This is a genomic window from Mesorhizobium sp. M2E.F.Ca.ET.209.01.1.1 (assembly GCF_004010375.2).
Taxonomy (GTDB): Bacteria; Pseudomonadota; Alphaproteobacteria; order Rhizobiales; family Rhizobiaceae; genus Mesorhizobium.
The window spans coordinates 45,054-67,991 of record NZ_SADP02000003.1 but is presented as its reverse complement, the minus strand read 5'-3'; the positions used below and the strand labels follow the sequence as shown (position 1 = coordinate 67,991).

The following is a 22,938-nucleotide window of genomic DNA, read 5'->3' as shown; positions in this document are numbered from 1 at the left end:
GCCGCTTAGCTGCGTAGAGCTGGCTCGCCTTATTTAGCTTATCTCATCGAATGCTAGGGCATTGACCGCAAGGCAGAACGAGACCCTCAGCGGCTTTCATCCTTGTTGCGTACCCATTCAGGCCATGCCGCGCCGCGCAACGGACTTGCGGCGCAGGATCTCGATGACCGCCATCAGCCCGATCGAGATGGAGATCATCACCACCGCGGCGGCGATGACGACCGGCGTAAGCTCGTCGCGGATGCCCTCGAAGAGACGCACCGGCAACGTGACCTGACCGGGGCCGGCTAGGAAGAGCACGATCACGACCTCGTCGAACGAGGCGACGAAGGCGAAAAGTGAGCCCGCGACTATGGCCGGGCGGATTGCCGGCAGCATCACGCGCCGATAGGCCATCCAGGGCGACGCGCCCAGGCTTTTGGCGGCACGGATCAACTGCATGTCGAAGTTCTGAAGCGCCGCGGTGGCGGAGATGACGACATAGGGCGTGCCGATCACGGTGTGGGCCAGGATCATGCCGATGATCGTGCCGGCGAGACCGATATCGGAAAGGAACAGGTATAGGCCGACAGCCATGATGATGACCGGCATGACGAGCGGCGCGATGAGAAAGCCGTTGACGATGGCGCGAGCCCGTGGGCCAAGCCCGTTCATGCCGATGGCTGCCGACAGGCCCAGGAAGGTGGACAGCGCCGCTGCGCCGACGCCGACGACCGCGCTGTTCTTCAGCGCGAGCAGCCATTTGTAGTTGGTAAGCAGTTCCTCGTACCAACGCAGCGACAGTCCGGGCATCGGATAGGACAGGAACGAGCCGGAACTGAAGGAAAGCGGCAGCACGGCCGCGATCGGCACCAACAGGAACAGGAAGACCAGCACGGTCACCACGCTTGCCAGCAAGCGCCAGACATCGGGCCTCGGCTTTTGCGTTGACGAAGCGGACATCGTGCTCAAGCCTTCACCACGATTTGGGATTGGCGGCCGAGCAGGCCGTAGAGGCCAACCAGCACCAGCACGCAAGTTGTCAGCAGGATCGCCAGCGCGGAGGCCAGACCCCAGTTTATCGTCTGCTTGGTATAGAACGCGATGAAGTAGCTCAGCATCTGGTCCTGGCTGCCGCCGACGAGCAGAGGGGTGATGTAGTAGCCGACGACGATGACGTAGGTCAGCAGGCAGCCGGACCATAGGCCGGGCCACACCAGCGGCAAATATACCTTGTAGAAGGTGCGCGGCCCGCTGGCGCCAAGGCTATAGGCGGCGCGCGTATAGTCTTTCGAGATGCCGACCATGACGCTGTAGATCGGCAGGATCATGAACGGCAGCATGACATGGACGAAGGCGATATAGACGCCGATGCGGTTGAAGATCAGGTGCACCGGCTGCTTGACGATGCCGCTCCACAACAGCAGCGAGTTGATGATGCCGTTGTCCTGCAACAGCACTACCCAGGCGCTGGTGCGGACCAGCAGCGACGTCCAAAAGGGCAGCAGCACCAGAAGCAGCAGCAGGCCGCGCCAGCGAGGCGAGGCGGCTGAAATCCTGAAGGCGACCGGAAAGGCAAGCACCAGGCAGATGCCCGTCACTACAGCCGATATCCAAAGCGAGCGACCCAGCACGTCGACGAAGGTGGCCTCCTCCGGCTTGACCTTGCCGATGCTGCCATCGTCCTTCTGCTCGAGATCTAAAGCCTTCAGGATGTAGTAGGGCGTGACGGCAGGCGCCGCCCGCCGCATCGCCGTCCAAAAAGTCCTGTCCTGCCATTTGGCGTCGATCGTCGTCAGTTGTTGGCGCGGCGGCTCAGTCGAATTCTTCTGCAAGGCGGACGCCGTCTTGATAAGCAGGCTGCGGTAGCTGGGGATCTCGTAGTTGAGGCGGCGGCCGGCATTGGCGACGTCGCGGCGATCGGCGACGCGCAGATCGGCCACCAGCGCGGCGTAGACCGCTTCCGGCGGATCGCCGGCGCCATCCCATGCAAGCACCGCCGCGGCAGTCTGCGGCAAGGTATCGCGTACTTCCGGGCTGTAGACGCCCTTGGCCAGCAGCGACAGGATCGGCCAGACGAAGATGAAGGCCATGAACAGCAGGCAGGGCAGCAGGAGCCCGTGGCGCGTAAGCGGGCGACAAACCTTCATCAGGCCTGCCCAACCACTTTGCTCCGCGGAGATCGATATGCTTGCCATGCTTGGTTTTTGCTCGCTCGACTATCGCTGCAGACGCTAGGCGTCCCCGGCTTGGCGAACCGCGCCGGGGACGGACTTTTTATTTCGAGGCCCAGGCGTTGAACCTTTCGGTCAGCGCTTCCAGATTGTCGTTCCAGAAATTGCTGTCGGTGGGAACGGCTTCCTTGAGATTGTCGCCCACCGGCATGATTGCGATCCGCTCCGGCGACAGTAGCGCCGACGCCTTTAAATTGACCGGCGCCACCGGCTGGATCTTGGAGAATTCAGCCTGCGCCTCAGGCGAGGTTGCATAGCTCAGGAAGGCATAGGCGGCATCCTTCTTCTTGGTACCGCTGACGATGGCCCAGTAGTCGACGTTGTAGAGGGAGCCAGGCCAGCCGAACTTGATGGCGGCACCTTCTGCCTGCGCTTCCAGAATGCGACCGACGAAGGTGGTGGACATGGCCACGCCGCCATTGGCGAGCCATTCAGGCGGCTGCGCGCCGGCCTCCCACCACTGGATGTCGGGCTTGATCTCATCCAGCTTCTTGAAAGCGCGATCGACGCCTTCCGGTGTCGACAGGACCTTGTAGACGTCGGTGGGGGCGACGCCGTCGGCGAGCAAAGCTCCCTCGAGATTGTTCTGCGGCTCGCGCTTCATGCCGCGCTTGCCTGGATATTTCTTCAGGTCCCAGAAATCGCTCCAGCTCTTGGGCTGGTCGCCAGTGGCCTTGGTATTGTAGGCGATGACCATGCTCCAGCCGATCGCGCCGATGCCGCATTTGGTGATGCCGGGATCCTTGAAGTCGGCCGCCGAGGAGAGCTTGCTGGTGTCGAGCTCCTCGATCAGGCCCTGGGCGCAGGCGTTGAACATTTCAGGTGCCCCCATCTGGATGACGTCCCAGGTGGTGTTGCCGGACTCGATCATCGCCTGGATCTGGCCAAGCCCGCCAGTGTAGACGGCATCGAGCACAGCGCTGCCCGATTTGGCGGTATACGGATCGAAGATCGACTTGCGCTGCTTCTCGGTATAGGTGCCGCCCCATGTGGCGACGGTGACGTCCTCGGCGAAGGCGTGGCTTATGCCGGCGCCCAAGATCAACGCGGCCAGCACGCCGCCCGCGAGATTCGATTTCTTCATTCCTGTTCCCCTTTTCGTTTTCGTTTGAAGTTGATGGTGCCAGGCCAACCCTGCCGTCAGCCATGGTCAAGGGCGCGGCAGTCCCGTGCCGCCCAGCCGATCTTGATGCGATCGCCCGGCGAACCCATGCCGACGCCAGCGCTGTTTGGGATCTTGACGATGAAGCCGGGCTGTCCGCACAGCGTCGCCGACATGCGCAGGTGGTCGCCATGGAAGACGACCTCGTCGATGGTCGCCTCGAAGCAGTTCTCTGCATTCGCGGCGGCAGTGCCGATTACGACGCGCTCGGGCCGGATGGACAGCGTGGTCCGCTCCCCCATCGCCGAGACGTTGATTGCGGCGGCGCGGATGCTACGGTCGCCGCCGACATCGATCGTGCAATCGCCCCCCTCGACGGTCCGCACAGTGCCGTTCAGCCTGTTGTTCTCGCCGATGAAGCGGGCGACGAAGCTGTTGACCGGCTCCTCGTAGATCTGCTTCGGCGGTCCCAACTGCTCGATCTTGCCGCGATTGAAAACCGCCACGCGGCTGGACATCGTCAGCGCTTCGGTCTGGTCGTGCGTCACATAGACCACTGTGACGCCGAGCCGCTGCTGGATGTGCATGATCTCGTACTGCATCTCCTCGCGAAGCTGCTTGTCGAGCGCGCCGAGCGGCTCGTCCATCAGCACCAGCGACGGCTCGAACACCAGCGCTCGGGCAAGCGCCACACGCTGTTGCTGACCGCCCGAGAGTTGCCCCGGCAGGCGTCCGCCGAGGCCGTCCAGGCGTATCATCGTCAACGCCTTGGCGACCCGCTCGGCCGCCTCGGACTTGCCGATCCGGCGGGCCTGAAGCGGGAATGCGATGTTCTCCGCGATCGTCATATGCGGGAACAGGGCATAGCTCTGGAAGACCATCCCGATGTTGCGCTTTTGTGGCGGCATCGAGCCGATCGAGACGCCGTCGAGCAGGATATCGCCGGCCGACAGGCTCTCGAAACCGGCCAGCATCATCAGGCACGTGGTCTTGCCGGAACCCGAGGGTCCGAGCAGGGTGATGAACTCGCCGCGCTCGATGCCGAGGTTTAAGTCGCGTACGACATTGACGCTGCCGTAGCTCTTCTGGACACCCGCGAATTCGACGAATTTGTTCTGCGGAACAGCACTGCCGCGGGCATGCACCACTCTTACGCCTCCCTTTTCGAAGTCATGCAGTTCCGGCCCGTTGGCGGCACCTTTGCCGGCACCCCCGGGGAGCAATCCGCTCTGCTCACGACGAAGCATTGGGATCAAGGCAAAAATCTCCCCGACGGGTCGTTTCAATCCAGCTTGAGCCTATCTACGATCGCCAAAACCGTATTGTCAAGAGAAACGGCGTATCTCATAACAAGACGCATGCCCCCAAAAGCACTGCTCCGGTCCTCGCAGCTGTCCCATCGCGATTTGTTCCGCTTGAGAAAACTATGTTCCGTACTATGATACAAGAAATCGCCAAGTCAACAGCCGAACACAGCCCGAGCAATCCCTCAAACGAAAGGTAGACCGTGACCCAATCCGACGATCAGAGGCTTGGCGTGAAATCCGTCCATTTGGCCTTCGAAGTGCTCGAGGCGGTCGCCTTCGAACCGGGCGAGATCGGCGTCAGCGAACTTGCCAACAGTTGCAGACAACGAAGGGGACAGTATTTCGCCATCTGCAGACACTGGTGGATCGGGGCTACCTTATCCAGAACGCCTCGACCCAGCGCTATCGGGTTGGAGCACGGGCCTACCTGATTGGCCGCGCGGCGGCTGAACGCGTGGACATCATTGCCGGCTCGCAGGATGCGATGCGCTCGCTTCGTGACGAAACCGGCGAGACGGTGGTCGTTTCGAGCCTCAGCAACCGCGGCAACATCGTCATGAACACCATGATCGGCAAGTCTTCGCTCGAGATCGGCGTAAGGGTAGGCAGCATCCTCGAACCGCATGCGACCGCGCAGGGCAAGGCAGTCCTGGCATTCGACACCCAGGGGCTTGCGAAGCAATTGCGGCGCAGAGGCCTTGCCGGACTGACGCCGCACACAGTGACCGACTTTGACGAGCTCGAGCGGCAGTTGGAGGCGGTGCGCGCGCAAGGCTACGCCACCGCGGCGGAAGAAATGCTGCTCGGCATCAGCGCGCTTGCCGCGCCGGTGATGGACGGTTCCGGCAAGACAGCGGGCTCAATCGCAATCGTCGGGTCGATACAGAACATCGGCCGCCAGCCGACGCCCGAGCAGATCGAGGCGGTGCTGCGTGCAGCGCAAAGGGTTTCGTGGAATCTCGGCTATGTCGGCCACCTCCCCTTCGAGCCGCGCAATGGGCGCATGCCGGCGAAGAAGGCCATGGGCCAGCGAAGCGTCATCTGCAGGTTTTCATTCCTTATTATAAAACGACGTGTCGCAGTACGGTCCATATGGATTGACGAGACATCTGATCGCGGCTAGTGTTTTGCCAGATCATCGGCGGTGCCATGCGCTGCCATTCCGTTACCCGAAAGGAACCAGCGAGGTTTCCGGCCGCTTCTGCGGGCGGACCCGGCTGTCCACGGGCGACATCACCTCGAGCGGAGCGGATCGCGTGTCGGCAAATCTCTTCATCAATGGAAAATGGTCCGCGGGCTCCGGCACTCGCCGGGGACATGTCCTCAACCCGGCCACAGGCGAGAGCATCGGCGAGGTCGCCTTTGCCGAGAAGGCGGATCTCGACGCGGCGCTGGTCGCCGCTCAGCAGGGCTTCCGAAGTTGGAGCGACGTCTCCGCATACGAGCGGGCCAACATCTTGCGTCGGGCCGCGAACCTTGCCCGGGAACGCGCCGAAGCCATCGCCCATGCCATCACGCGCGAGCAGGGCAAGCCGTTGTCGGAAGCGTTGATGGAGGCACGCGGCGCCGGAGATCACATCGATTGGTATGCCGAAGAAGGACGCCGCGCTTACGGCCGCGTCATCCCGGCGCGCACGCCGAGCACATTGCAGATGGTGCTGCCGGAGCCTGTCGGACCGGTGGCCGCCTTCTCGCCCTGGAACTTTCCCATCGGGCAGATCGTGCGCAAGATCGCCGGCGCTCTGGCAGCCGGATGCTCCATCATCGCGAAGGCGCCCGAAGAGACGCCGAGTTGCGTCATCGAACTGGTGAAGTGCTTCGAGGAGGCCGGCGTTCCAGCCGGCGCGCTCAACCTCGTGTTCGGCGATCCCGCGGAGATATCGCAGCATCTCATCGGGTCGAGCGTCATCCGCAAGGTTTCCTTCACCGGCTCCGTGCCGGTCGGCCGCCACCTTGGCGAATTGTCGGCGCGCCATCTCAGGCGCACGACCATAGAATTGGGCGGCCACGCTCCCTTTATCGTCTGCGACGATGCCGATCCGGCCGCGGTGAGTGCTACCGGCGTCGCGCTCAAGTTCCGCAACGCCGGGCAGGTCTGCGCGGCACCCACCCGCTTCTTGGTGCAGGACGACGTTTTCGACGCCTTTGTGGAGGCCTTCGTCGTCGGCGCCGGCAAGCTGAAGGTCGGCGACGGAGCGACTGAGGGAACCCAGATGGGCCCACTCGCCCACGCCCGCCGGCTCGACGCGATGGCCGGCTTCGTGCGCGATGCGGTCGAGGCAGGCGGCGAACTGCGCGCCGGCGGCAAGCGCATCGGCAATGAAGGCTTCTTCTTCGAGCCTACCGTGCTGACCAATGTCCCGCTTTCGGCCCGGATCATGAACGACGAGCCGTTCGGTCCCATCGCGATCGTCAACCGCTTCTCCGAGATCGACGATGCAATTGCGGAGTCCAACCGCCTGCCATTCGGCCTGGCCGCCTTCGCCTTCTCGCGGCGGGTAGACCGCACCGACCGGCTGATGCGCGGGATCGAGGCCGGAATGGTGTCGATCAATCATTTCGGGCTCGCCGCGCCGGAGACACCGTTCGGCGGCATCAAGGACTCAGGTCACGGCAGCGAGGGCGGGTCAGAAGGCATTCAGGCTTATCTCACGCCGAAATTCGTCAGCCAACTGAATGCTTGAGCGCGCGCAGGCCATGGATCGGCCCTCGGAGATCTGGCCCAATCGAAAATGGTTGCAGCAAGACGCTGTTTCATATTAAGTAACGTCGTTTTGTATTATTGAACGAGATACAATGACCAACCTGCTCCGCGATCGTGACATTTCCACCCACCTGCATCCGCAGACGAATTTTCGGCGGCACGAGGAATTTGGGCCGCTGATTATTCAGCAGGGCGATGGGGTCCGGGTCCAGGACACGGACGGTCGTTGGTATATCGAGGGTGTCTCGGGGCTATGGTGCGCCTCCCTCGGCTTCTCGAACCGGCGGCTCGCGGACGCCGCGCACCGTCAGCTCCTGACCATGCCCTACCAGCAGACATTCGCGCATCGCTCGACACCGCCGGTCATCGAACTGGCCAGCCGCCTGATCGAGAAGGCGCCCTCGCCCATGTCGAAAGTGATCTTCCAAACGTCGGGCTCGGAGGCCGTCGACACGGCGATCAAGCTCTCCTGGTATTACCATTCGGCCAAGGGCAACGAGCGGCGCCGCAAAATCCTATCCCGGCAGGGCAGCTATCACGGCAGCACGATCGCCTCGGCCAGCTTGACCGGCCTGCCCAACATGCACCGCGGCTTCGGCCTGCCGATCGACACTTTCGTTCACGTTTCGCGGCCTCACCACTGGCGCGGCGGCCTCGCCGGAGAGAGCGAGCGGGATTTCGCAGCGCGACTCGTGGCCGAGATCGAAGCAACGATCGAACGCGAGGGCGCCGACACGATCGCAGCCTTCTTCGCCGAACCGGTCATGGGTACGGGCGGCGTCGTCGTGCCGCCCGCGGGTTATTTCGAGTTGCTACAGCCCGTTCTGGCGAAGCATGACATACTGCTGGTCGCCGACGAGGTGATCTGCGGCTTCGGCCGTACCGGCAACTATTGGGGCTCCCAGAGCGTCGGCATGAAGCCCGATATGCTCACCTGCGCCAAGGGGCTGTCGGCCTCCTATTTCCCGATCTCAGCCCTCATGCTGAGCGAAAGTATCTATCAGGTGCTGGCTGACCGCACCGCCGTGTTCGGCGGTTTCGGCCACGGCTACACCTACGGCGGTCATCCGGTCGGCGCTGCTGTCGCGCTGGAGACGCTGGCCATCTATGACGAGATTGATATCGTTGGCCTGGTCCGCGCCCGCGAGGCGCAGTTGCAGAACGGCCTGCGCCGCCTCGCCGGCCATCCGCTGGTGGGTGAGGTCCGTGGTATCGGGCTGATGGGCGCGCTGGAATTCGTCGCCGACAAGGCCGGCAAGACGCCGTTCGAGAAATCCGGCAGGCTTGGCGCCAGGATTGCCGCCGATCTCCAGGCACAAGGCGTCCTGCTGCGCGCGCTGGGCGACACGCTTGTCGTCGCCCCGCCGCTTGTCGTCAGCGAGGAAGAACTCACGCAGGTGCTGGACGCGCTGGAATCGACGCTGGCTCGCATTACCGAGCCGGAGTTGGCACAATGACGGGCCGCCCGACGGACGAACGCTGGATGGACGGGAGCCGGGTCTGCGCGTCCATTTCGCGCCTGGCCAGGTGACGCGGTGGCGGACCTTCGCGTCGAGGTCGGCAGGACCGCGCTGAAAAACCCGGTCATCGCGGCGCCGGGCGAACACCTGATCGACGCGGTGGGGATCCGCTCCGCGATCCTGGCAGGAGCGGGCGCGGTGGTCGGCAAATCGATCAATGAATCGCAGGCGGCCAAATCGCAATTGCGGCGCGCCGAATACGTTGCGCTCAGCCCGGATTGGACAGAGGCGCCATGGGGGCCCTCAGCGCCGGCGGGGACGACGGTCCTGTCGCGCTCGGGGCTGCCGCCTATGGATTTCGAGGCCTGGCTGGCGCAGGCCGTAGCCATGGACACCTTCGCCCGCAGGCACGACTGCCTCTTCGTTCCCTCGATCATCCTCGCCGCGGACGAGCCGGCCCTGGACATGGCCCGCCGCATCGAAGCCGCAGGGCTGCGCGTGCTTGAGTTCAACGTCGGAACGCCCTACGCGAGCGAGGCAGCGAAGGGCGCGGTCTCCACCGTTCTGTCGCCCGAGCGGGTGGGAGCGCTGACCCGCATGATGACCAGGGCTCTCGGCATTCCGGTCTGGATCAAGATCACAGGTCAAAGCGAACGCGTGCCGGATCTCGCCACCGCGGCCTTCGCCAACGGTGCCGAGAGCGTGGTGATGGCCGGGCGCGCGCTTGGCATGCTGCCCGATCTCGAAACCCAGGCTCCCCTCCTCTCCACCAGCGGTGGCATCGGTGGGTCCTGGAACCTGCCCCTCACGTGCCACTGGCTCGCCAACTCGCGCGCCGCACTCGGAGCCGGCCGCGACCTGATCGGCATCAACGGCGCGACCAACGGCCAAGACGTGGCGCGTATGATGCTTGCCGGCGCCTCGGCGGTCGGCATGGCCTCGGAAGTGATGCTGCGCGGCTGGCAGGTGCTTACCCAGGCCGTCGCCGAACTCGACGCCTATTGCGACGCGAAATCGCAATCCGCTCGCGACCTTGTCGGCCGCGCAGCCGACGCCCGCAAGCGCTTTGCCGACATGCCCGAGCTCAACGAGCACTGGCGCAACTACATTCCCGCTCCGCTCGCGAGCGGATGACAAGAGGAGCAAGACATGACCATCGAGATTGACCAGGCGCGGATCGACTCGCTCATCATGGGAGCCGTGGACCTTCACATCCATTCCGGTCCCTCGCTGCACCCTCGCAAGATCGACCACATCGAGGCGCTGCGCGCCGCCGACGAAGCCGGCATGGGCGCGATCCTGCTCAAGGATCACTACTACCCGACAATGCCTGTCGCGACGCTGCTCAACAACAACATGGGCAAGAAAACCAAGGTACTGAGCGCCATCGTACTCAACCACCCGCTGGGCGGCTTCAACCCGTCAGCGGTCGACTATGCGTTGAAACAGGGCGCGCGGATCGTGTGGATGCCGACGGCGCATGCCGAGAACCATATCGTCAAGACGGCCAAGGAACTAAAAGGCAAGTTCCCGGAGAATACGAAGAAGACCATCGAGGCCGAAGGCCTCCGCCTCGTCGACGACCAGGGCGTCGTGCTGGACGAGGTCAAGGCCATTCTCGACCTCATCGCGGAAGCGGATGCCTGCGTATCGGCTGGCCATCATCATATCGACGAGGCCTTTCCCTTTTACGAGGAGGCAAAGAAGCGCGGCGTAGGGCGGCTTTTCCTGAACCACCCGACTTATGTGAACGGCGCGTCCATCGACCAAGTCAGCGCCCTCGTCGCGATGGGTGTGATGATCGAGCACTCTATCTGCATGTTCGTCCCGTCGACCTTCTATCTTTTCGATGAGGATCATCTGACGCAGGTGATCGCAGCCGCCGGCGTGGACAACACCTTCTTCGGCTCCGATCTCGGCCAGAACAATAATCCCACCCCGGTCGAGGGAATGCGCCAGATCGCGGCGCTATTGCTCAAGCTCGGATATTCCGACAGCGACGTGCGCAAGATGACCGCCGACAACGCGGCCCGTTTCGTCGGCCTCGAGGCATGATCCAGCGCCTACTGACAGGCGAAGTCTTAGCGGGAACGTTCTTGAAAACGCCGGATCCGCGCCTGGTCGAGATTCTCGGGCTGGCGGGACTGGACTTCGCGGTCGCCGACCAGGAGCATGCACCGCTGGGGATCGAAACGCTGGACCTGATGGCGCTGGCCGCCAAGGCCCTGCAAATGCCGGTGCTGGTGCGCGTGCCTTCGAGGCGGGCCGAGGCGATCGGCAGCGTTCTCGACATCGGCTGCGCGGGCATCGTGGTACCGCATGTGCGCGGCCCGGAAGATGCCAGGGACGTTGCCGACGGGGCCAAATACGAGCGAGGCAAACGCGGCTTTTCGCCCTCGGTCCGAGGCGGAGCCTATGGCACCGGCGGTCCTGGCTATCGCGCCGACGCAGACCAGCGATCCATCATCATGGCCCAGATCGAGGATCGCGAGGCGCTCGAACATCTCGATGACATCGCCGCGGTGCCGGAGATCGACACGCTTTTCGTCGGCCCGGTCGACCTCAGCCTGTCGATGCAGGTCGACCCTGGGTCGATCGAGCTGGACGCCGCGATCGCCAGCGTCGCAGCCGCCGCGCGCAAGGCCGGCAAGGCCGCCGGCCTTTTCGTTAGCGACCCGTCGCATATCCCGCGCTGGGTCGATCGCGGCGTGTCCGTGTTCATTTGCGGCTCCGACCAGAGCATCCTGCTGGCGGGCGGCCGCGCCATCGCGGCTGCAGCCCGGGCCATCCATACCGAGGCACGACAACAAGAGGATCAAAGAGGATACTGACATGACCATTCACGGCATCGATTGGAACGCGATTGAATGGAAGACGATCCGCAACGGCGTGGACCAGAAGGCCTTCTCCGGCAACAGTGCCACCATCGCGATGCACCGGCTTCAACCCGACCATGAGCCGAAGCCGCACAAGCACGTGTACGAGCAGATCGCCTACATCGTCTCCGGCACTGTCGATTTCCATGTCGGCGGCGAGGTCCGGCGTCTTGGGCCGGGCAGCCTGATCGTCGTCCCACCAAACGTGATGCACCACGCTGTCGTCGTCGGTAACGAGGAGGTCATCAACATCGACGTCTTCACGCCCGCGCGGCCGCAGTACTCGCCTGTACCGAAGAACGACTGACCGCTCACCGCGAGCCACTGTATCGTTGGAAGGGAAGATCATGCGCGCCGTCGTTTCTTCGTTTCAGCGCGGATACAAATCCGCGCCGGTCTTCTTCCGCGGCAAGCTCGTCGAAAGCCAGGACACGCCGGAGCGGCTGGAGGCCTTCATCGCGGTCGTTCGGGAGATGAACATCGATCTGATCGAACCGCCGGTCATCGCTGACGCCCTCCTCAAAAGCGTTCATGATCCGGGCTACCTGGAATTCCTCACACAGGCACCAAGGCGATGGCCAGACATGATGCCGGGCCTGACGTGCTTGATGCCCAACATCTACCCGACACGGCACTTTCCGGCGCGCCGGCCGCGGCACTTTCTTGGCCAAGCCGGATACTACCTTGGCGACACGGCATCACCGCTGACGGCGCAGACCTGGGCTGCAGCGCTCGGGTCCGCCTCGAGCGCGGCCTATGCCGCGAACCTGGTGCTGGCCGGTGAACCTGTCGCTTATGCGCTCTGCCGCCCGTCCGGTCACCACGCCCATGCCGATATGGGCCAGGGCTTCTGTTTCCTGAACAATGCGGCCATCGCGGCCACGCTGGCGCGAACCCGCCACGCCCGCGTTGCCGTCATCGACATCGACGTTCACCACGGCAACGGCACGCAGCATATCTTCTACGATCGCGACGATGTCTTCTTCGCGTCGCTTCACAGCGATCCCGATATGACCTATCCCTTCTTCATCGGCCACGCCGACGAGATCGGAGCCGGTAGCGGCGAGGGGTTCAACCTGAACCTGCCGCTTGAAGTTGGCTCCGGCGACCCGGCCTATCTGGCTGCGCTCGACATCGCAATCGACCGCATAAGGTGGTTCGACCCAGGCTTCCTGGTCGTCTCGCTCGGGCTCGACGCGCATGAAAGCGACTTGCTGGGCTCGCTCAACGTCACTTCGGAAGGGTTCGTCGAGGTTGCCCGCCGGCTGGCCGCGCTGCGGGTGCCGACGGTGCTCGTGCAGGAAGGCGGCTACACCGTCTCGGAGGTGGGCCATGTACTGCGCTCGGTGTTGTCCGTGTTTGCGGCGGCCTCGAAGCAGGGCTAGCGAGCCGCTGCGGGCATGGAATATGTCAACCGTCCGCGACCTGAGCGAATCTTGTATTGGAGGACACGTCGGGTTAGCACCAAGAAAGCGCTTCACGCAGCATGGGCCGGCGCGCACGGACGCAAGGGAAAGAAAGAATGGGTACCGAACGGTCTGACAGCGGAGTGAAATCGGTCCAGCTTGCCTTCGACGTGCTCGAGGCGGTCGCCGCGGCGCCTGGCGAGGTTGGTGTGAGCGAATTGGCAGCCCTGCTCGGCACAACCAAAGGAACGGTCTTTCGCCATCTGCAGACCCTCGTCGAGCGCGGCTATGTCGACCAGAACGCGGTCTCGGCCCGCTACAAGCTCGGCACCCGGTCCTATCTCATCGGCCAGGTCGCCGCCGGCCGCATCGAGTTGCTGACGGCCTCATCCGATGCCATCGCCGCGTTGCGTGACGAGATCGGTGAGACCGTCGTCGTCTCGGCACTGCGCAATCGTTCTCTGGTCGTGCTGCGCACCGTGTTCGGCAAATCCAACCTTGAGATCGGCGTCAGGCAGGGCAGCGAGTTGATCCTGCACGGCACCGCTCAGGGCAAGGTGGCGCTCGCCTTCAGCAATCGCTCGCTGCTTCAACATGTGCTGCGCCAAGGCCTCACCCGCCTTACCGATCACACCATCGTCGATGCGGCGAAACTGGAAGCCGAGCTGGAGCAGGCGCGCGCGCAGGGGTTCATCACCGCGCCCAACGAGGAGACCTTCGGCATCAATGCGGTGGCGGCTCCGATCTTCGATCGCATGGGGGATGTTGCGGGCACAGTTGCTATCGTCGGCTCGGTTCAGAACATAAAACCGACGCCGGACCAGGCGCAGATCGAGGCCCTGCTCAAGGCCAGTCTGCGCATCTCCTGGAACCTCGGCTACGATCGCGGCGCCATCGACGCGCGCAAGCGCATGCAACCGGCCGCTTCCTGACGGCAAACCTATCGGAAGTCAGGGCCTCAGCCAGACGGCAAGCGCGATCGCCAAGATCAAGACGCCGCCCATACCGAGCACCGCTGCGATAACTTCGCGATCGCGATGCAGCGGGATACCGCGTGCCTTTATATTTGCAAGGAGCAGCCCCAGATCCGCATCGCGATCGAACTCCACGCGCTGCGGCGCGCCGTCGACGTTGATGTCGACAAAAGACCGACCGCGTTGTCGACCGACCACGCAGCCCTTCGCCTCCACGAGGAGCCCATCAATGCGGGAAGCGGTTGCCGGTCCAAAGCGCAGCGACGGCGCGCTGCCCGGGAGCAAATGGTGGTGGTCAATGTACATTTCGCTCAGCGCTCCCGCAGACACCTGGGCGTAGTAGTCATTTGGCCGAGGACCCTTTGTTGATGCGTCCGAGTTTCGGCACATCGGCAAAGTAGGGCCTGCGCGCACGTCGTTTTGTATAACAAAACAACGTTTTTTAAACAACAACGAAGTGCAGGGAACGTCAACCGTCTGAAGGATTCGATACCCGCGAGCGCTGCCAAAAAGCGGCGCCTGGCGCGCCTTCGCCCGCCGTCGAGGATTTGATTGCTGATCGACCAGGTCTCGCCAGTGCGCCCGAGGCGGAGCTGGACGCGCGTTGATCTGAAGGGATCCGTTTAGCCTTTGCGACGCGCCAGTGCCTGAACATGGTGGACCTTGAGTCGAGGCGCGGTTCCAAAAAACGCTTCTGCGCCTCGCCGCGGCAGGGGTGAAATCGTCGAGATCGATCTCGGCGAGGACTTCCCGGCGCTGAACGAACGGCCGCCTTTAGTATCCACGCCGGTGAGGCTGAACGGCCAAGTTGCGGCGCATTGCAGAAAGGCAGTTGTGAGGCCGCAACCGGCATGGCCGCTTAGGTCGCAAAAACGGTCATAACAGACATTCGAGCATTCGCGTCATGCGCATTCCTACTCTCCAATTCCGTCAAACACTTTATCTCGGTGTCCAAGAAACCGGCAGTAGGCCACCCGGTCAGTCCGACAGAGGCCCCCGTGCAAGCGATGGGGGCCTTCCCCGCATCTAGGCTTAGCTGAAGCTCCGCTTTCGGTCTCGGGGAATCCATTGATGACGCCAGACACATAAATCCGACGTAATCGAAAGCCCGGAAACGACGCTGAGGGTACTGTCAGACTGTCGTCGAAGGGCGGGCGATCAAGGCCGTGACATACGGGACATTTCCGAGAGGCCGCAAGCTCATGACCATTGAAGGGCGAGAGCGCAACCAATGGCTCCTCCTGCCCGCATCAAAACCCTCAACCGCCCGAGCGTGCTCCGGCCGAATGCTTTTGAACGTCCTCATTAAGGAGAAAAGAATGACCAAGAGGCTTGAAAACAAGATCGCCGTCGTCACTGGTGCCAACGGCGGAATTGGGTTGGCCACCGCCAAGCTGTTCGCGGCCGAGGGCGCCTATGTATACATCACCGGGCGCCGCAAGGAGCTGCTTGATGCAGCCGTCGCTGAGATCGGCGGCAAGGTGACCGCTGTAAATGCCGACTCCACGAAAATGGAAGACCTCGACCGCCTCTTTGCGCAGGTTAAGGTCGACCACGGCCGCCTGGACGCCATAGTCGTCAACGCGGGCGGCGGTACCGTGCTTCCGCTTGGCCAGATCACCGAGGAGCAGGTCGACGATACTCTTGCTCGCAACGTGAAGGCAGTTATCTTCACGGTGCAGAAGGCGCTTCCTCTACTTGGCAAGGGATCTTCGGTGATCCTGATCGGCTCCACAACGAGCATCGAAGGAACAGAGGCGTTCTCGATCTACTCGGCTTCTAAGGCAGCGGTCCGCAACCTTGCCCGCTCCTGGACGCTCGACCTCAAGGGCACGGGCGTCCGCGTGAACGTGCTGTCGCCTGGACCGACCCGCACCCCCGGTCTCGTGGAGCTCGTCGGCGACGACAAGAACGCACAGCAGGGCTTCCTTGAGGCGCTGGCGTCCACGATCCCGCTCGGCCGCGTCGGGGAGCCCGAGGAGATCGCCAAGGCCGCGCTTTTCCTCGCCTCCGACGACTCCAGCTTCGTCAACGGCGTCGAGCTTTTCGCCGATGGCGGCAAGGCTCAGGTCTGAAATTGCAGTGGCGGCCGCTTCTTGCGGCCGCCAGAGAATGGGACGGTCGCAAATAGAAGGATTATCTGCCGAGGGTAATGCACCGGGGTCCGGCTGTGGTCGGAGAAGTGCGGAAGCCGGTCGCAGTTTCGTTAGTGAGCTACTCGGCCGCCCCAACGTGCGAAGTGGGCAATAGTCTTCCTTGTGCCAGCAAGGCTATCGTCCCCACGGCAATCGCTGAAACCAGAAGGTTCGCAAAGAAGAACAGGTACGGCGCGAGCTGGCCACCGATGCTCTCCCCGCCTCTTGACGCCATCCTCATGGAAGCTGACGCCAGGGCGGTCATGCCAAGAGTTGCTGCCCAGTAGGATGGGGCGAACGGCTGCTTCATGATCCAGGGCGTAACCCGGATCAGCATCGCGAGCTGAAGTAGCGAGTAGCCCAGCAATCCGTTGGCGAAGAGATCCGGAGGACGCGCCGTCAGGCTTAGATACGCGGCACAGGCCACCGCGGGCGGGGCCAGAAGGATTCCCAGCGTCGGCCGAAGTGGCAGCGCCATCTCCGGAGCAGTGAAAAGGCGTTGGAGAAGCACGGACTCCGTCGCAGCCCAAGTGAACATCCCGGCGCCGAACAGAAGCTGCGCAAGCGCAACATAGCCGAACGAGCCGAGCACGAGAGCGGACACCAACGATCCGGCAACGGTCGGCAGATAGAGTATCGCTGTGGTGTCTTCGTGAGCCCGTCCACCACGCCACATGATGCCTGTCCGCCAGGTGGCGAAGACGATCGAGAACCCCATACCCAGCGCGAGAAGCGCCACTGCCATCGAATGCGAGTAGGAAAGGAAGGCGCGCGCGACCAGCATTGTCGCCACGCCGGCGAGACCGATGAAGCAACAGTGGACGGGGTGCTCCGCCTCCTCCATTGCCTCCTCCCTTGCAAAGATCCACTTGGCGGCGAAGAAGACGCTGATGATCGCCCAGACACAGATCGCGACGACATTGATGGCTTCGCCGATCATGGCAGGAAGGCCCCATAGTTCGTGCGCCAGCCTCCAGTCGCCACCAAGTCCAGCGAGACCCAGCACCATGCCGTACATGCTGGCGGGCACTCTTGGGAAGCCCGCATGATCTCCTGCATGCATGTCCTAACCCTCCACGAACCTGTAGGCGGTCCCTTTTCTGTCGACGTAACCGACGCCGGGGTATGTCCAGTGGTAGCCTAAGACTCGGAGCTTCTCGTTCACCGCCTTGTCCAGAAGCGCTGCGCGGTTTGCGAGCGCTATTTCGGGCTCAGTGTCGAAGCCGAAGTGCCAGGTGGGGTTCTCGAAAGAAATGATGTTGTTTGGGATGACGTCTCCGGCGATGAGGAGGTTGCCATCCCCGGCCAGTTCCAGTGAAATGTGGCCGGGCGTGTGCCCGCGTGTGCCGACAACGTGCATGCCGGACAAGATTTCGTCTCCCGGCTTTACGAGGGTGAGCCTGTCCTTTACCGCGAACAGATCCCGCTGGGCTCCGCGGGCAAACTCATGCAGCGGCTCTGGCATCTTGGTTTCGAATTCCGGATCCCTCCAGAACGACCATTCGGCTTCGCTGACGTAGTAGTGTGCTTTTGGAAACAAAAGCGATCCGTCAGGTCTCGTCGTGCCGCCGGAGTGGTCGGGGTGGGCGTGGGTGAAGATCACCTGGGTGATGGATGCTGGATCCGTGCCGTTAGAAGCGAGATTGGCGGCGAGGCGGCCGTCGCTTGGCTGAAAATTCGCTCCCGCTCCGGTGTCGACCAAGATGAGCTCAGTCCCTTTCCGGATCAACGGAACGTTCGTTTGCAACGGAGCGCTGTCCATACTCCCGCCGAGCCGGCCGAGGGTGGCCATGCGCTCGTCGCGTCCAGCTTCAGGCATGAGAATTTCGGCTGGCAGCGTGATGTAGCCATCGCTCAAGATCGTAATGTCGAATTGGCCGTGCCGAAGCCTGTGGAAGCCGCTGGAGAAGACGCCGGGCGGGAGCATTTCGCATTCTGGATTCATGATCAAATCCTTGACTTGCAGCGGGCGAGGACGTCGCGCCTCCAATCCGGAGTTTGTCGCCTCCGGGCCCTTATTGCGAATGCGTTGCTGTGAGTTTTTGTGAGCATCGAGAAGGTGCCTGCCTCAGGCAAAAGAAATGTGGTGATCAGGATCGGATGGGGTATCAAAACCACCGAAGTCAGACTGGCGTGGTTCTATAGCTCCCGCGTCAGTCGCGCGTGCGACGAGATCGGTGTTTCCCGCGCGTCGAACGTGACATGACTCAGTTTGGAGGGATCATTTGTCCGGACGAAGCAACCCCGTCCGTGCAGTAGCGCACGTCGCCGTCAGGATTGGGTCTGAACGACGGCTCCGCCCTTAAGCGTGAACGAGAACACGCTGCCCGCAGGTTTGTTCGGATCGACCCAGATGGTGCCGCCATGCGCCTCGACGATCGAACGGCAAATCGACAGGCCTATGCCCAGACCCGCTTCTTTCGTCGTGAAGAACGCATCAAAGATCTGATCGCGTTTCAGCGGGTCGACCCCCATACCACTGTCGGCCACCACGACGAGGGTCTTGCCATCGGCCCGTCGCTCCGTGCGAAGATGAAGCAGGCGCTTTCTCTCCATCGATCCCATGGCCTCAGCAGCGTTCAATATCAGATTGAGCACGACCTGCTGCAGTTGGATGCGATCGCCGACCACCGTCCCGGCTTCGGGATCGAGATCCGTCGAAAGCGCAATGTCATTCCGCTGAAGCTCGCTGCGCGTCAGAACGATCACGCTCTCGATCATCGGGTTGACCTCGATGATCTCCATGGACAACGGCGCCTTCCTTGCCAGCGCGCGGATGCTAGCGATAACATCCCCAGCCCTGTTGCCATCGCGAATGATCCGTTCGGCGGCCTCCCGTGCCTCCCCGAGGTCAAACTGTTCTTCGCTCAGCCACTTCAGACACGTAGCCGCGTTCATGATTATAGCCATTAGGGGCTGGTTGATCTCGTGTGCGATGGATGCCGTAAGTTCCCCCAGCGCCGTCAAGCGGCCCGCTCGCGCGAGAAGCCTCTGGGCCTCCTCCATTCTCTTAAGATCGTCGATGTCGATGTTGGTCCCATACCACTTGATGATGGCTCCGTGATCGTCCCGCATGGGGGTAGCCCGGATCAGAAACGACCGGACGGCACCGTCGGAGCGAAGCATGCGCGCTTCGATCTCGCCGGCTTCGCCGAGATGCAGCACCTCCGTCCACTTCCGCTTGACCTTGCCGATATCCTTAGGATGGATGGCCCGTGCCCAGCCATCGCCCATCGACTGCTCCCGCGTCAGTCCGGTGAAGTCGTACCATTGCTTGTTGAAGCTCAGGAGCGTGCCATCGTTGTCGCTGGTCCAGGCAAGTGCCGGGATCATGTCGTATGCAAGGCGCAGTTCTTCCGCAGCGCGGCGGGCCCCCTCGGTGGCAAAAAGCTTCGCGGCGGTGAGGCCGATACCGGTTGTAGCGCCAGTGATTTCAGCGGTCTTCCGGTCGAGCTTGCCCATCGTCAAACGCCCTCGTAGACCAAACGGGTGTAGAAGCCTGCATCAATGACGAAGTTGCCCCAACGAGCGTCGAAGGGGCAGTGGCCTGGTGGCAACCACTTCGTCTCGCGTTCGACCCTGTCGCTTCAGTGTTGCAACCTTTTCTCGAACCGCGACAAGCACGTCTCCATAGTCACTGAGTTCCGCGCGACGGCCACAGCGGGCTGATACGCAGAGTGCATGAAAGCTCTTGGAGTCGCACGTTAAGTGTCGCTAAGTCGCGCTTAACGTCGGTAAGAAACGTTAACCCGCGACGCATCTGCGCGGGTGGGCGCTAAATCGACAAGGCTGCTCCCTTACAGCGACGTGGGCGCGCTCGGCGGAGCTGAAGGGTCGGTCGAGGCAAGCACAGCTTTGGCTCTGCGCACGTCGTGGGCTCCGGAAGTACCTTTAAAACGCGTGCACATTGGTTCTAGGAGGGTGCGCGCCTCGGCGAAGTTTCCTTGTTCAACCCGCATACGGGCGAGGCTCGTCGCGGCCCGAAGGCGTATGGCGAGCGCCCCTTGCTCGTCGGCGATTTTGAGGGCGGCCGCAAAGTCGGTGTTCGCCGCCTCCGCGTTTCCCTGCTTGAAGTGGATGTCGCCCTTTATCCGTAGCAGTTCCGCGCCGTGCCAGAGGGCGTTGTACTCTCTCGCCCAATTGATGGCGTGGTTGATGGTTTCGAGCGCCTCCTCCTCATTTCCCGTTGCAGACAGGGCTTCCGCCAAGACTCCAACAAACTCGGGATAGCGGTGCCCGTACGCCCGAGGCTCCAGCTCGCTCAGACCCTGCTGCATTTCCGAGACGCCGTCCGCCACGTCGCCGCGACGAATGGTCAGCCAGCCATGAAGGCAGCGGCCCCAGGCTCCCCAGGGCGGGTTATGCGCCGAAACCTCTTTCAGAGCCTCCGAAAACGTGTGCGCGAGTGCAATATCGCCCCATCGGAGCGCGATCGCGCATCCGCCATGCGCGAGCGCGCACCAAAGCGACGCCGGATGATTGAGACCACGCGCAATCTCGAAGTTGACCTTCACCAAAGCGAGCGCATTATCGAAATTCGCCAGGTGCCATTGCGAATCCGCATGGTAGCAGCGCATGGCGACGAAGGGGTTCCATTGAAAGCTGATCAAAACGGACGGTTTCATGGGGAGATGATCGAACTGCGTCGCACGGTCCAGACGCCTGCTAACCGACGCGAAACGACCTAGCGCGAATTCCGACACCGCAATAAAGAACTCCGCGCAGACGGCCTCGAGTCGATAGCTCGAATTCGCCACCAGGGCGTGCGCCCGCGTTGCATATGCAAGAGCGACGAGGTGCTCGCCAGCTGGATAATTCTGCAACCAGCACGCCCACAATGCCCAGAATTCTCTCTCGTCTTCCGTCTGATCACGCGTGATTGTGAAGGCGTTTTGCCATGCAGCCATCAACCTTTCGGCGTCCTCGCCCGCCAGCAGCTGCCGCGACGCCAGCGTCGCATAGAGGCCGATGCTGCTGCGCGCTGGCGATCGGCCGCCGTCCGACAGAGCCCATTGGAAATCGTGACGCTTGTCGGCGGAGACGTTGGCGAGCCTGTCGATGGAGGCGTTGGAGAGCATGAGATGACGCCACAGCGGCATTGCAGCTTTTGTCAGACTTACTGCGACTGCCTGGTCCCCGACTTCGGAAAAAGCCCATTCAAGAGCTGAGCGCACGTCGTTCATCAACGTCCAGGCGGTTTGCCTTTCTACGGCGTCGTGCTCGACGCCAGACGGGGACCCTAGTTTCGAAAAGACGCCGATCAGGAACCGCGCATGGCGCTGAGCGACCGTCGCGTAGTCGGGGCAGGACATCAATTGTTTGAACGCGTAGACCCGAGTGGTTTCCAGAAGGCGATAGCGTAGTGGGGCCGAAGCGCCGTCGACGACCAAAAGCGACTTCGCAACAAGTCTCGCCAGGTTGTCGAGCAGGCCCGGTGATACGGCCGCCGTATCGACGGCTACCGCCGCTACCGCTTCCAGCGTGACCGGAGCGCGGAAAATCGATAACGCCCGGAGGAGCGCCTGCTCCTCCTCATGAAGCAGCTGATAGCTCCAGTCCAGCGTCGCACTCAGGGTTTGATGGCGTGGGAGCGCCGTCCTTCGGCCCGTGCTGAGAAGGGCCAAGCTTTCTTTCAGTTGCAAGGCGACGCCCTCGACTCCGAGCAGCTCAAGCCGGGCGGCGGCGAACTCGATCGCGAGCGGAATTCCATCGACCCGTTGACAGATCTCCGCCAAACCGGCTGCGTCGCTCATCCCGAATTTCACCCGGTTGCCGGATGCGTGAGCGCGCTCGATCAGCAACTGCACGGACGGAGCCGTGAACATGTCCTCTGGCTCGTTTTCGGGCGTCTTGTTCGGCAACCCGAGAGGCGGCAGTCGATAGATCCACTCACCGGCCGCGCGAAGCGGCTCGGTGCTCGTCGCCAAAATGTGCACCCCTGGCGCGCTCGCGCGCAGCCGTTCGGCGACCTGAGCGATCGCTTCGATCAAATGCTCGCAACTATCGAGAATGAGCAGCATGTTCCGCGAGCGCAGGTCGGCGGCAAGCTGTTCAGCTGTGTGAGCCGCCACCGGCCTGCCTTCCGTTGCCGAGGCAACGATGCTGGGTACGAGATTAGGCTCGGAGTGTCCGGTGAAGTCGACAAAATGCACGCCGTCGCGAAAGCGGCCGGCCACGCGATGAGCGATCGCGAGGCTGACGGTCGTCTTGCCGATCCCCCCAGGGCCCGCCACGGTCAGGAATCCGTGCTCGAAGAGAATTTCCATGAGTTCTTCAATTTGAGCGTCCCGGCCGATAACGCGGACCGGCATGGCCGGAAGAACGGGCTCGGATGACCAACGCGGCTTATCGTCCTCCACCGTCTCGACTGCCCCGGCGAAGCGATAACCGCGCCCGGTGACTGTGAGCACATAGGTTGTGCGGTCTTCTGCCGAGAGAATTTTCCGTAAGCCCGTGACATGGACTCTGAGAAGGCTTTCCGATGTGTGCAGTCCCGGCCAGACGCGATCGAAAAGCGTCTTGTGGCTGACAACCTCCTGCGGCGTTTCCGTCAGCGCTGCTAGAATTTCGAATTCACGGCTTCCGATGGCGATCTCGCGCGAACCGACCGTCAGCTTTCTGTCGAAGATTGACAGCCGGAAAGGTCCGAACAGGCGGATAGGTGCAATGCGAGAGGCATCCGGTGCAGCCACGCCAAACTCGTCTTGCTATGCCTCGTGCCCCGACAATTCGTCACGATGGGTTAGGAGAGGTTAACGGTC

General features: G+C 62.6%; 19 protein-coding genes. 10 read left to right on the top strand and 9 right to left on the bottom strand.

Annotated elements, in window-relative coordinates; genetic code table 11:
- Positions 1-117: 117 nt before the first annotated feature.
- The 4 genes from EN852_RS06555 to EN852_RS06540 form a co-directional block, all read right to left on the bottom strand.
- Positions 118-942 (bottom strand): ABC transporter permease, encoded by an 825-nt coding sequence (locus tag EN852_RS06555; RefSeq protein ID WP_127874333.1) that lies wholly within the window; start codon positions 940-942, stop codon positions 118-120.
- Between the two features lie 5 nt (positions 943-947).
- The gene (locus EN852_RS06550; protein WP_189545758.1) at positions 948-2,129 is read right to left on the bottom strand and encodes an ABC transporter permease; all 1,182 of its coding nucleotides are present in this window, start codon (positions 2,127-2,129) and stop codon (positions 948-950) included.
- Between the two features lie 127 nt (positions 2,130-2,256).
- Positions 2,257-3,297 carry an ABC transporter substrate-binding protein gene (locus tag EN852_RS06545; RefSeq protein ID WP_127874335.1) on the bottom strand — a complete coding sequence of 347 codons (1,041 nt, stop codon included), beginning with the start codon at positions 3,295-3,297 and terminating at the stop codon, positions 2,257-2,259.
- 56 nt (positions 3,298-3,353) lie between these two features.
- Positions 3,354-4,562 (bottom strand): ABC transporter ATP-binding protein, encoded by a 1,209-nt coding sequence (locus EN852_RS06540; RefSeq protein ID WP_127874423.1) that lies wholly within the window; start codon positions 4,560-4,562, stop codon positions 3,354-3,356.
- A 421-nt stretch (positions 4,563-4,983) separates the two neighbouring features.
- Here EN852_RS06540 and EN852_RS06535 point away from each other — a divergent pair, with 421 nt between their 5' ends.
- The 9 genes from EN852_RS06535 to EN852_RS06495 all read left to right on the top strand — a co-directional run bounded on the left by EN852_RS06535 (position 4,984) and on the right by EN852_RS06495 (position 14,000).
- Complete coding sequence (locus EN852_RS06535; RefSeq protein ID WP_210238226.1) at positions 4,984-5,745, top strand: IclR family transcriptional regulator; 762 nt, start codon at positions 4,984-4,986, stop codon at positions 5,743-5,745.
- Between the two features lie 151 nt (positions 5,746-5,896).
- Positions 5,897-7,306 (top strand): NAD-dependent succinate-semialdehyde dehydrogenase, encoded by a 1,410-nt coding sequence (locus EN852_RS06530; protein ID WP_246694217.1) that lies wholly within the window; start codon positions 5,897-5,899, stop codon positions 7,304-7,306.
- Between the two features lie 112 nt (positions 7,307-7,418).
- A complete protein-coding gene (locus tag EN852_RS06525) occupies positions 7,419-8,783 on the top strand; it encodes an aminotransferase (RefSeq protein ID WP_127874337.1) in 1,365 nt (454 codons plus the stop codon).
- Between the two features lie 78 nt (positions 8,784-8,861).
- Positions 8,862-9,920: a dihydroorotate dehydrogenase gene (locus EN852_RS06520; protein WP_127874338.1), complete on the top strand. Its 1,059-nt coding sequence runs from the start codon at positions 8,862-8,864 to the stop codon at positions 9,918-9,920.
- A 15-nt stretch (positions 9,921-9,935) separates the two neighbouring features.
- Positions 9,936-10,841 carry a DUF6282 family protein gene (locus tag EN852_RS06515; protein ID WP_127874339.1) on the top strand — a complete coding sequence of 302 codons (906 nt, stop codon included), beginning with the start codon at positions 9,936-9,938 and terminating at the stop codon, positions 10,839-10,841.
- A 41-nt stretch (positions 10,842-10,882) separates the two neighbouring features.
- Positions 10,883-11,617, top strand: coding sequence for an aldolase/citrate lyase family protein (locus EN852_RS06510; RefSeq protein WP_210238225.1), 735 nt, complete (start codon positions 10,883-10,885; stop codon positions 11,615-11,617).
- Position 11,618: 1 nt separating this feature from the next.
- Positions 11,619-11,969: a cupin domain-containing protein gene (locus EN852_RS06505; RefSeq protein ID WP_127874341.1), complete on the top strand. Its 351-nt coding sequence runs from the start codon at positions 11,619-11,621 to the stop codon at positions 11,967-11,969.
- A gap of 40 nt (positions 11,970-12,009) precedes the next feature.
- Complete coding sequence (locus EN852_RS06500; RefSeq protein ID WP_127874342.1) at positions 12,010-13,047, top strand: histone deacetylase family protein; 1,038 nt, start codon at positions 12,010-12,012, stop codon at positions 13,045-13,047.
- A 137-nt stretch (positions 13,048-13,184) separates the two neighbouring features.
- The gene (locus tag EN852_RS06495; protein ID WP_127874343.1) at positions 13,185-14,000 is read left to right on the top strand and encodes an IclR family transcriptional regulator; all 816 of its coding nucleotides are present in this window, start codon (positions 13,185-13,187) and stop codon (positions 13,998-14,000) included.
- A gap of 18 nt (positions 14,001-14,018) precedes the next feature.
- On the opposite strand, the gene EN852_RS06490 is transcribed toward EN852_RS06495, so the two are convergent.
- Entirely contained in the window at positions 14,019-14,348 is a 330-nt protein-coding gene (locus tag EN852_RS06490; RefSeq protein WP_127874344.1) for a hypothetical protein, read from the bottom strand.
- Positions 14,349-15,361: 1,013 nt separating this feature from the next.
- Here EN852_RS06490 and EN852_RS06485 point away from each other — a divergent pair.
- Positions 15,362-16,117, top strand: a complete 756-nt coding sequence (locus EN852_RS06485) for an SDR family oxidoreductase (RefSeq protein ID WP_127874424.1) — start codon at positions 15,362-15,364, stop codon at positions 16,115-16,117.
- 139 nt (positions 16,118-16,256) lie between these two features.
- Here the strand turns inward: EN852_RS06485 and tehA are convergent, their stop codons facing one another.
- The 4 genes from tehA to EN852_RS06465 form a co-directional block, all read right to left on the bottom strand.
- Complete coding sequence (tehA, locus tag EN852_RS06480; RefSeq protein ID WP_189545756.1) at positions 16,257-17,240, bottom strand: dicarboxylate transporter/tellurite-resistance protein TehA; 984 nt, start codon at positions 17,238-17,240, stop codon at positions 16,257-16,259.
- A gap of 3 nt (positions 17,241-17,243) precedes the next feature.
- Positions 17,244-18,122 (bottom strand): MBL fold metallo-hydrolase, encoded by an 879-nt coding sequence (locus tag EN852_RS06475; RefSeq protein ID WP_127874345.1) that lies wholly within the window; start codon positions 18,120-18,122, stop codon positions 17,244-17,246.
- 326 nt (positions 18,123-18,448) lie between these two features.
- Positions 18,449-19,639 carry an ATP-binding protein gene (locus EN852_RS06470; RefSeq protein WP_246694198.1) on the bottom strand — a complete coding sequence of 397 codons (1,191 nt, stop codon included), beginning with the start codon at positions 19,637-19,639 and terminating at the stop codon, positions 18,449-18,451.
- Positions 19,640-19,974: 335 nt separating this feature from the next.
- Positions 19,975-22,869 (bottom strand): winged helix-turn-helix domain-containing protein, encoded by a 2,895-nt coding sequence (locus tag EN852_RS06465; protein ID WP_127874346.1) that lies wholly within the window; start codon positions 22,867-22,869, stop codon positions 19,975-19,977.
- Positions 22,870-22,938 lie beyond the last annotated feature (69 nt).

Excerpts from the sequence above, each read along its gene's own strand:
- EN852_RS06555 (WP_127874333.1), bottom strand. The coding sequence starts at position 942 with ATGTCCGCTTCGTCAACGCAAAAGCCGAGGCCCGATGTCTGGCGCTTG.
- EN852_RS06550 (WP_189545758.1), bottom strand. The coding sequence starts at position 2,129 with ATGAAGGTTTGTCGCCCGCTTACGCGCCACGGGCTCCTGCTGCCCTGC.
- EN852_RS06545 (WP_127874335.1), bottom strand. The coding sequence starts at position 3,297 with ATGAAGAAATCGAATCTCGCGGGCGGCGTGCTGGCCGCGTTGATCTTG.
- EN852_RS06540 (WP_127874423.1), bottom strand. The coding sequence starts at position 4,562 with ATGCTTCGTCGTGAGCAGAGCGGATTGCTCCCCGGGGGTGCCGGCAAA.
- EN852_RS06525 (WP_127874337.1), top strand. The coding sequence starts at position 7,419 with ATGACCAACCTGCTCCGCGATCGTGACATTTCCACCCACCTGCATCCG.
- EN852_RS06515 (WP_127874339.1), top strand. The coding sequence starts at position 9,936 with ATGACCATCGAGATTGACCAGGCGCGGATCGACTCGCTCATCATGGGA.
- EN852_RS06505 (WP_127874341.1), top strand. The coding sequence starts at position 11,619 with ATGACCATTCACGGCATCGATTGGAACGCGATTGAATGGAAGACGATC.
- EN852_RS06500 (WP_127874342.1), top strand. The coding sequence starts at position 12,010 with ATGCGCGCCGTCGTTTCTTCGTTTCAGCGCGGATACAAATCCGCGCCG.
- EN852_RS06495 (WP_127874343.1), top strand. The coding sequence starts at position 13,185 with ATGGGTACCGAACGGTCTGACAGCGGAGTGAAATCGGTCCAGCTTGCC.
- EN852_RS06490 (WP_127874344.1), bottom strand. The coding sequence starts at position 14,348 with ATGTACATTGACCACCACCATTTGCTCCCGGGCAGCGCGCCGTCGCTG.
- EN852_RS06485 (WP_127874424.1), top strand. The coding sequence starts at position 15,362 with ATGACCAAGAGGCTTGAAAACAAGATCGCCGTCGTCACTGGTGCCAAC.
- tehA (WP_189545756.1), bottom strand. The coding sequence starts at position 17,240 with ATGCATGCAGGAGATCATGCGGGCTTCCCAAGAGTGCCCGCCAGCATG.
- EN852_RS06475 (WP_127874345.1), bottom strand. The coding sequence starts at position 18,122 with ATGAATCCAGAATGCGAAATGCTCCCGCCCGGCGTCTTCTCCAGCGGC.
- EN852_RS06470 (WP_246694198.1), bottom strand. The coding sequence starts at position 19,639 with ATGGGCAAGCTCGACCGGAAGACCGCTGAAATCACTGGCGCTACAACC.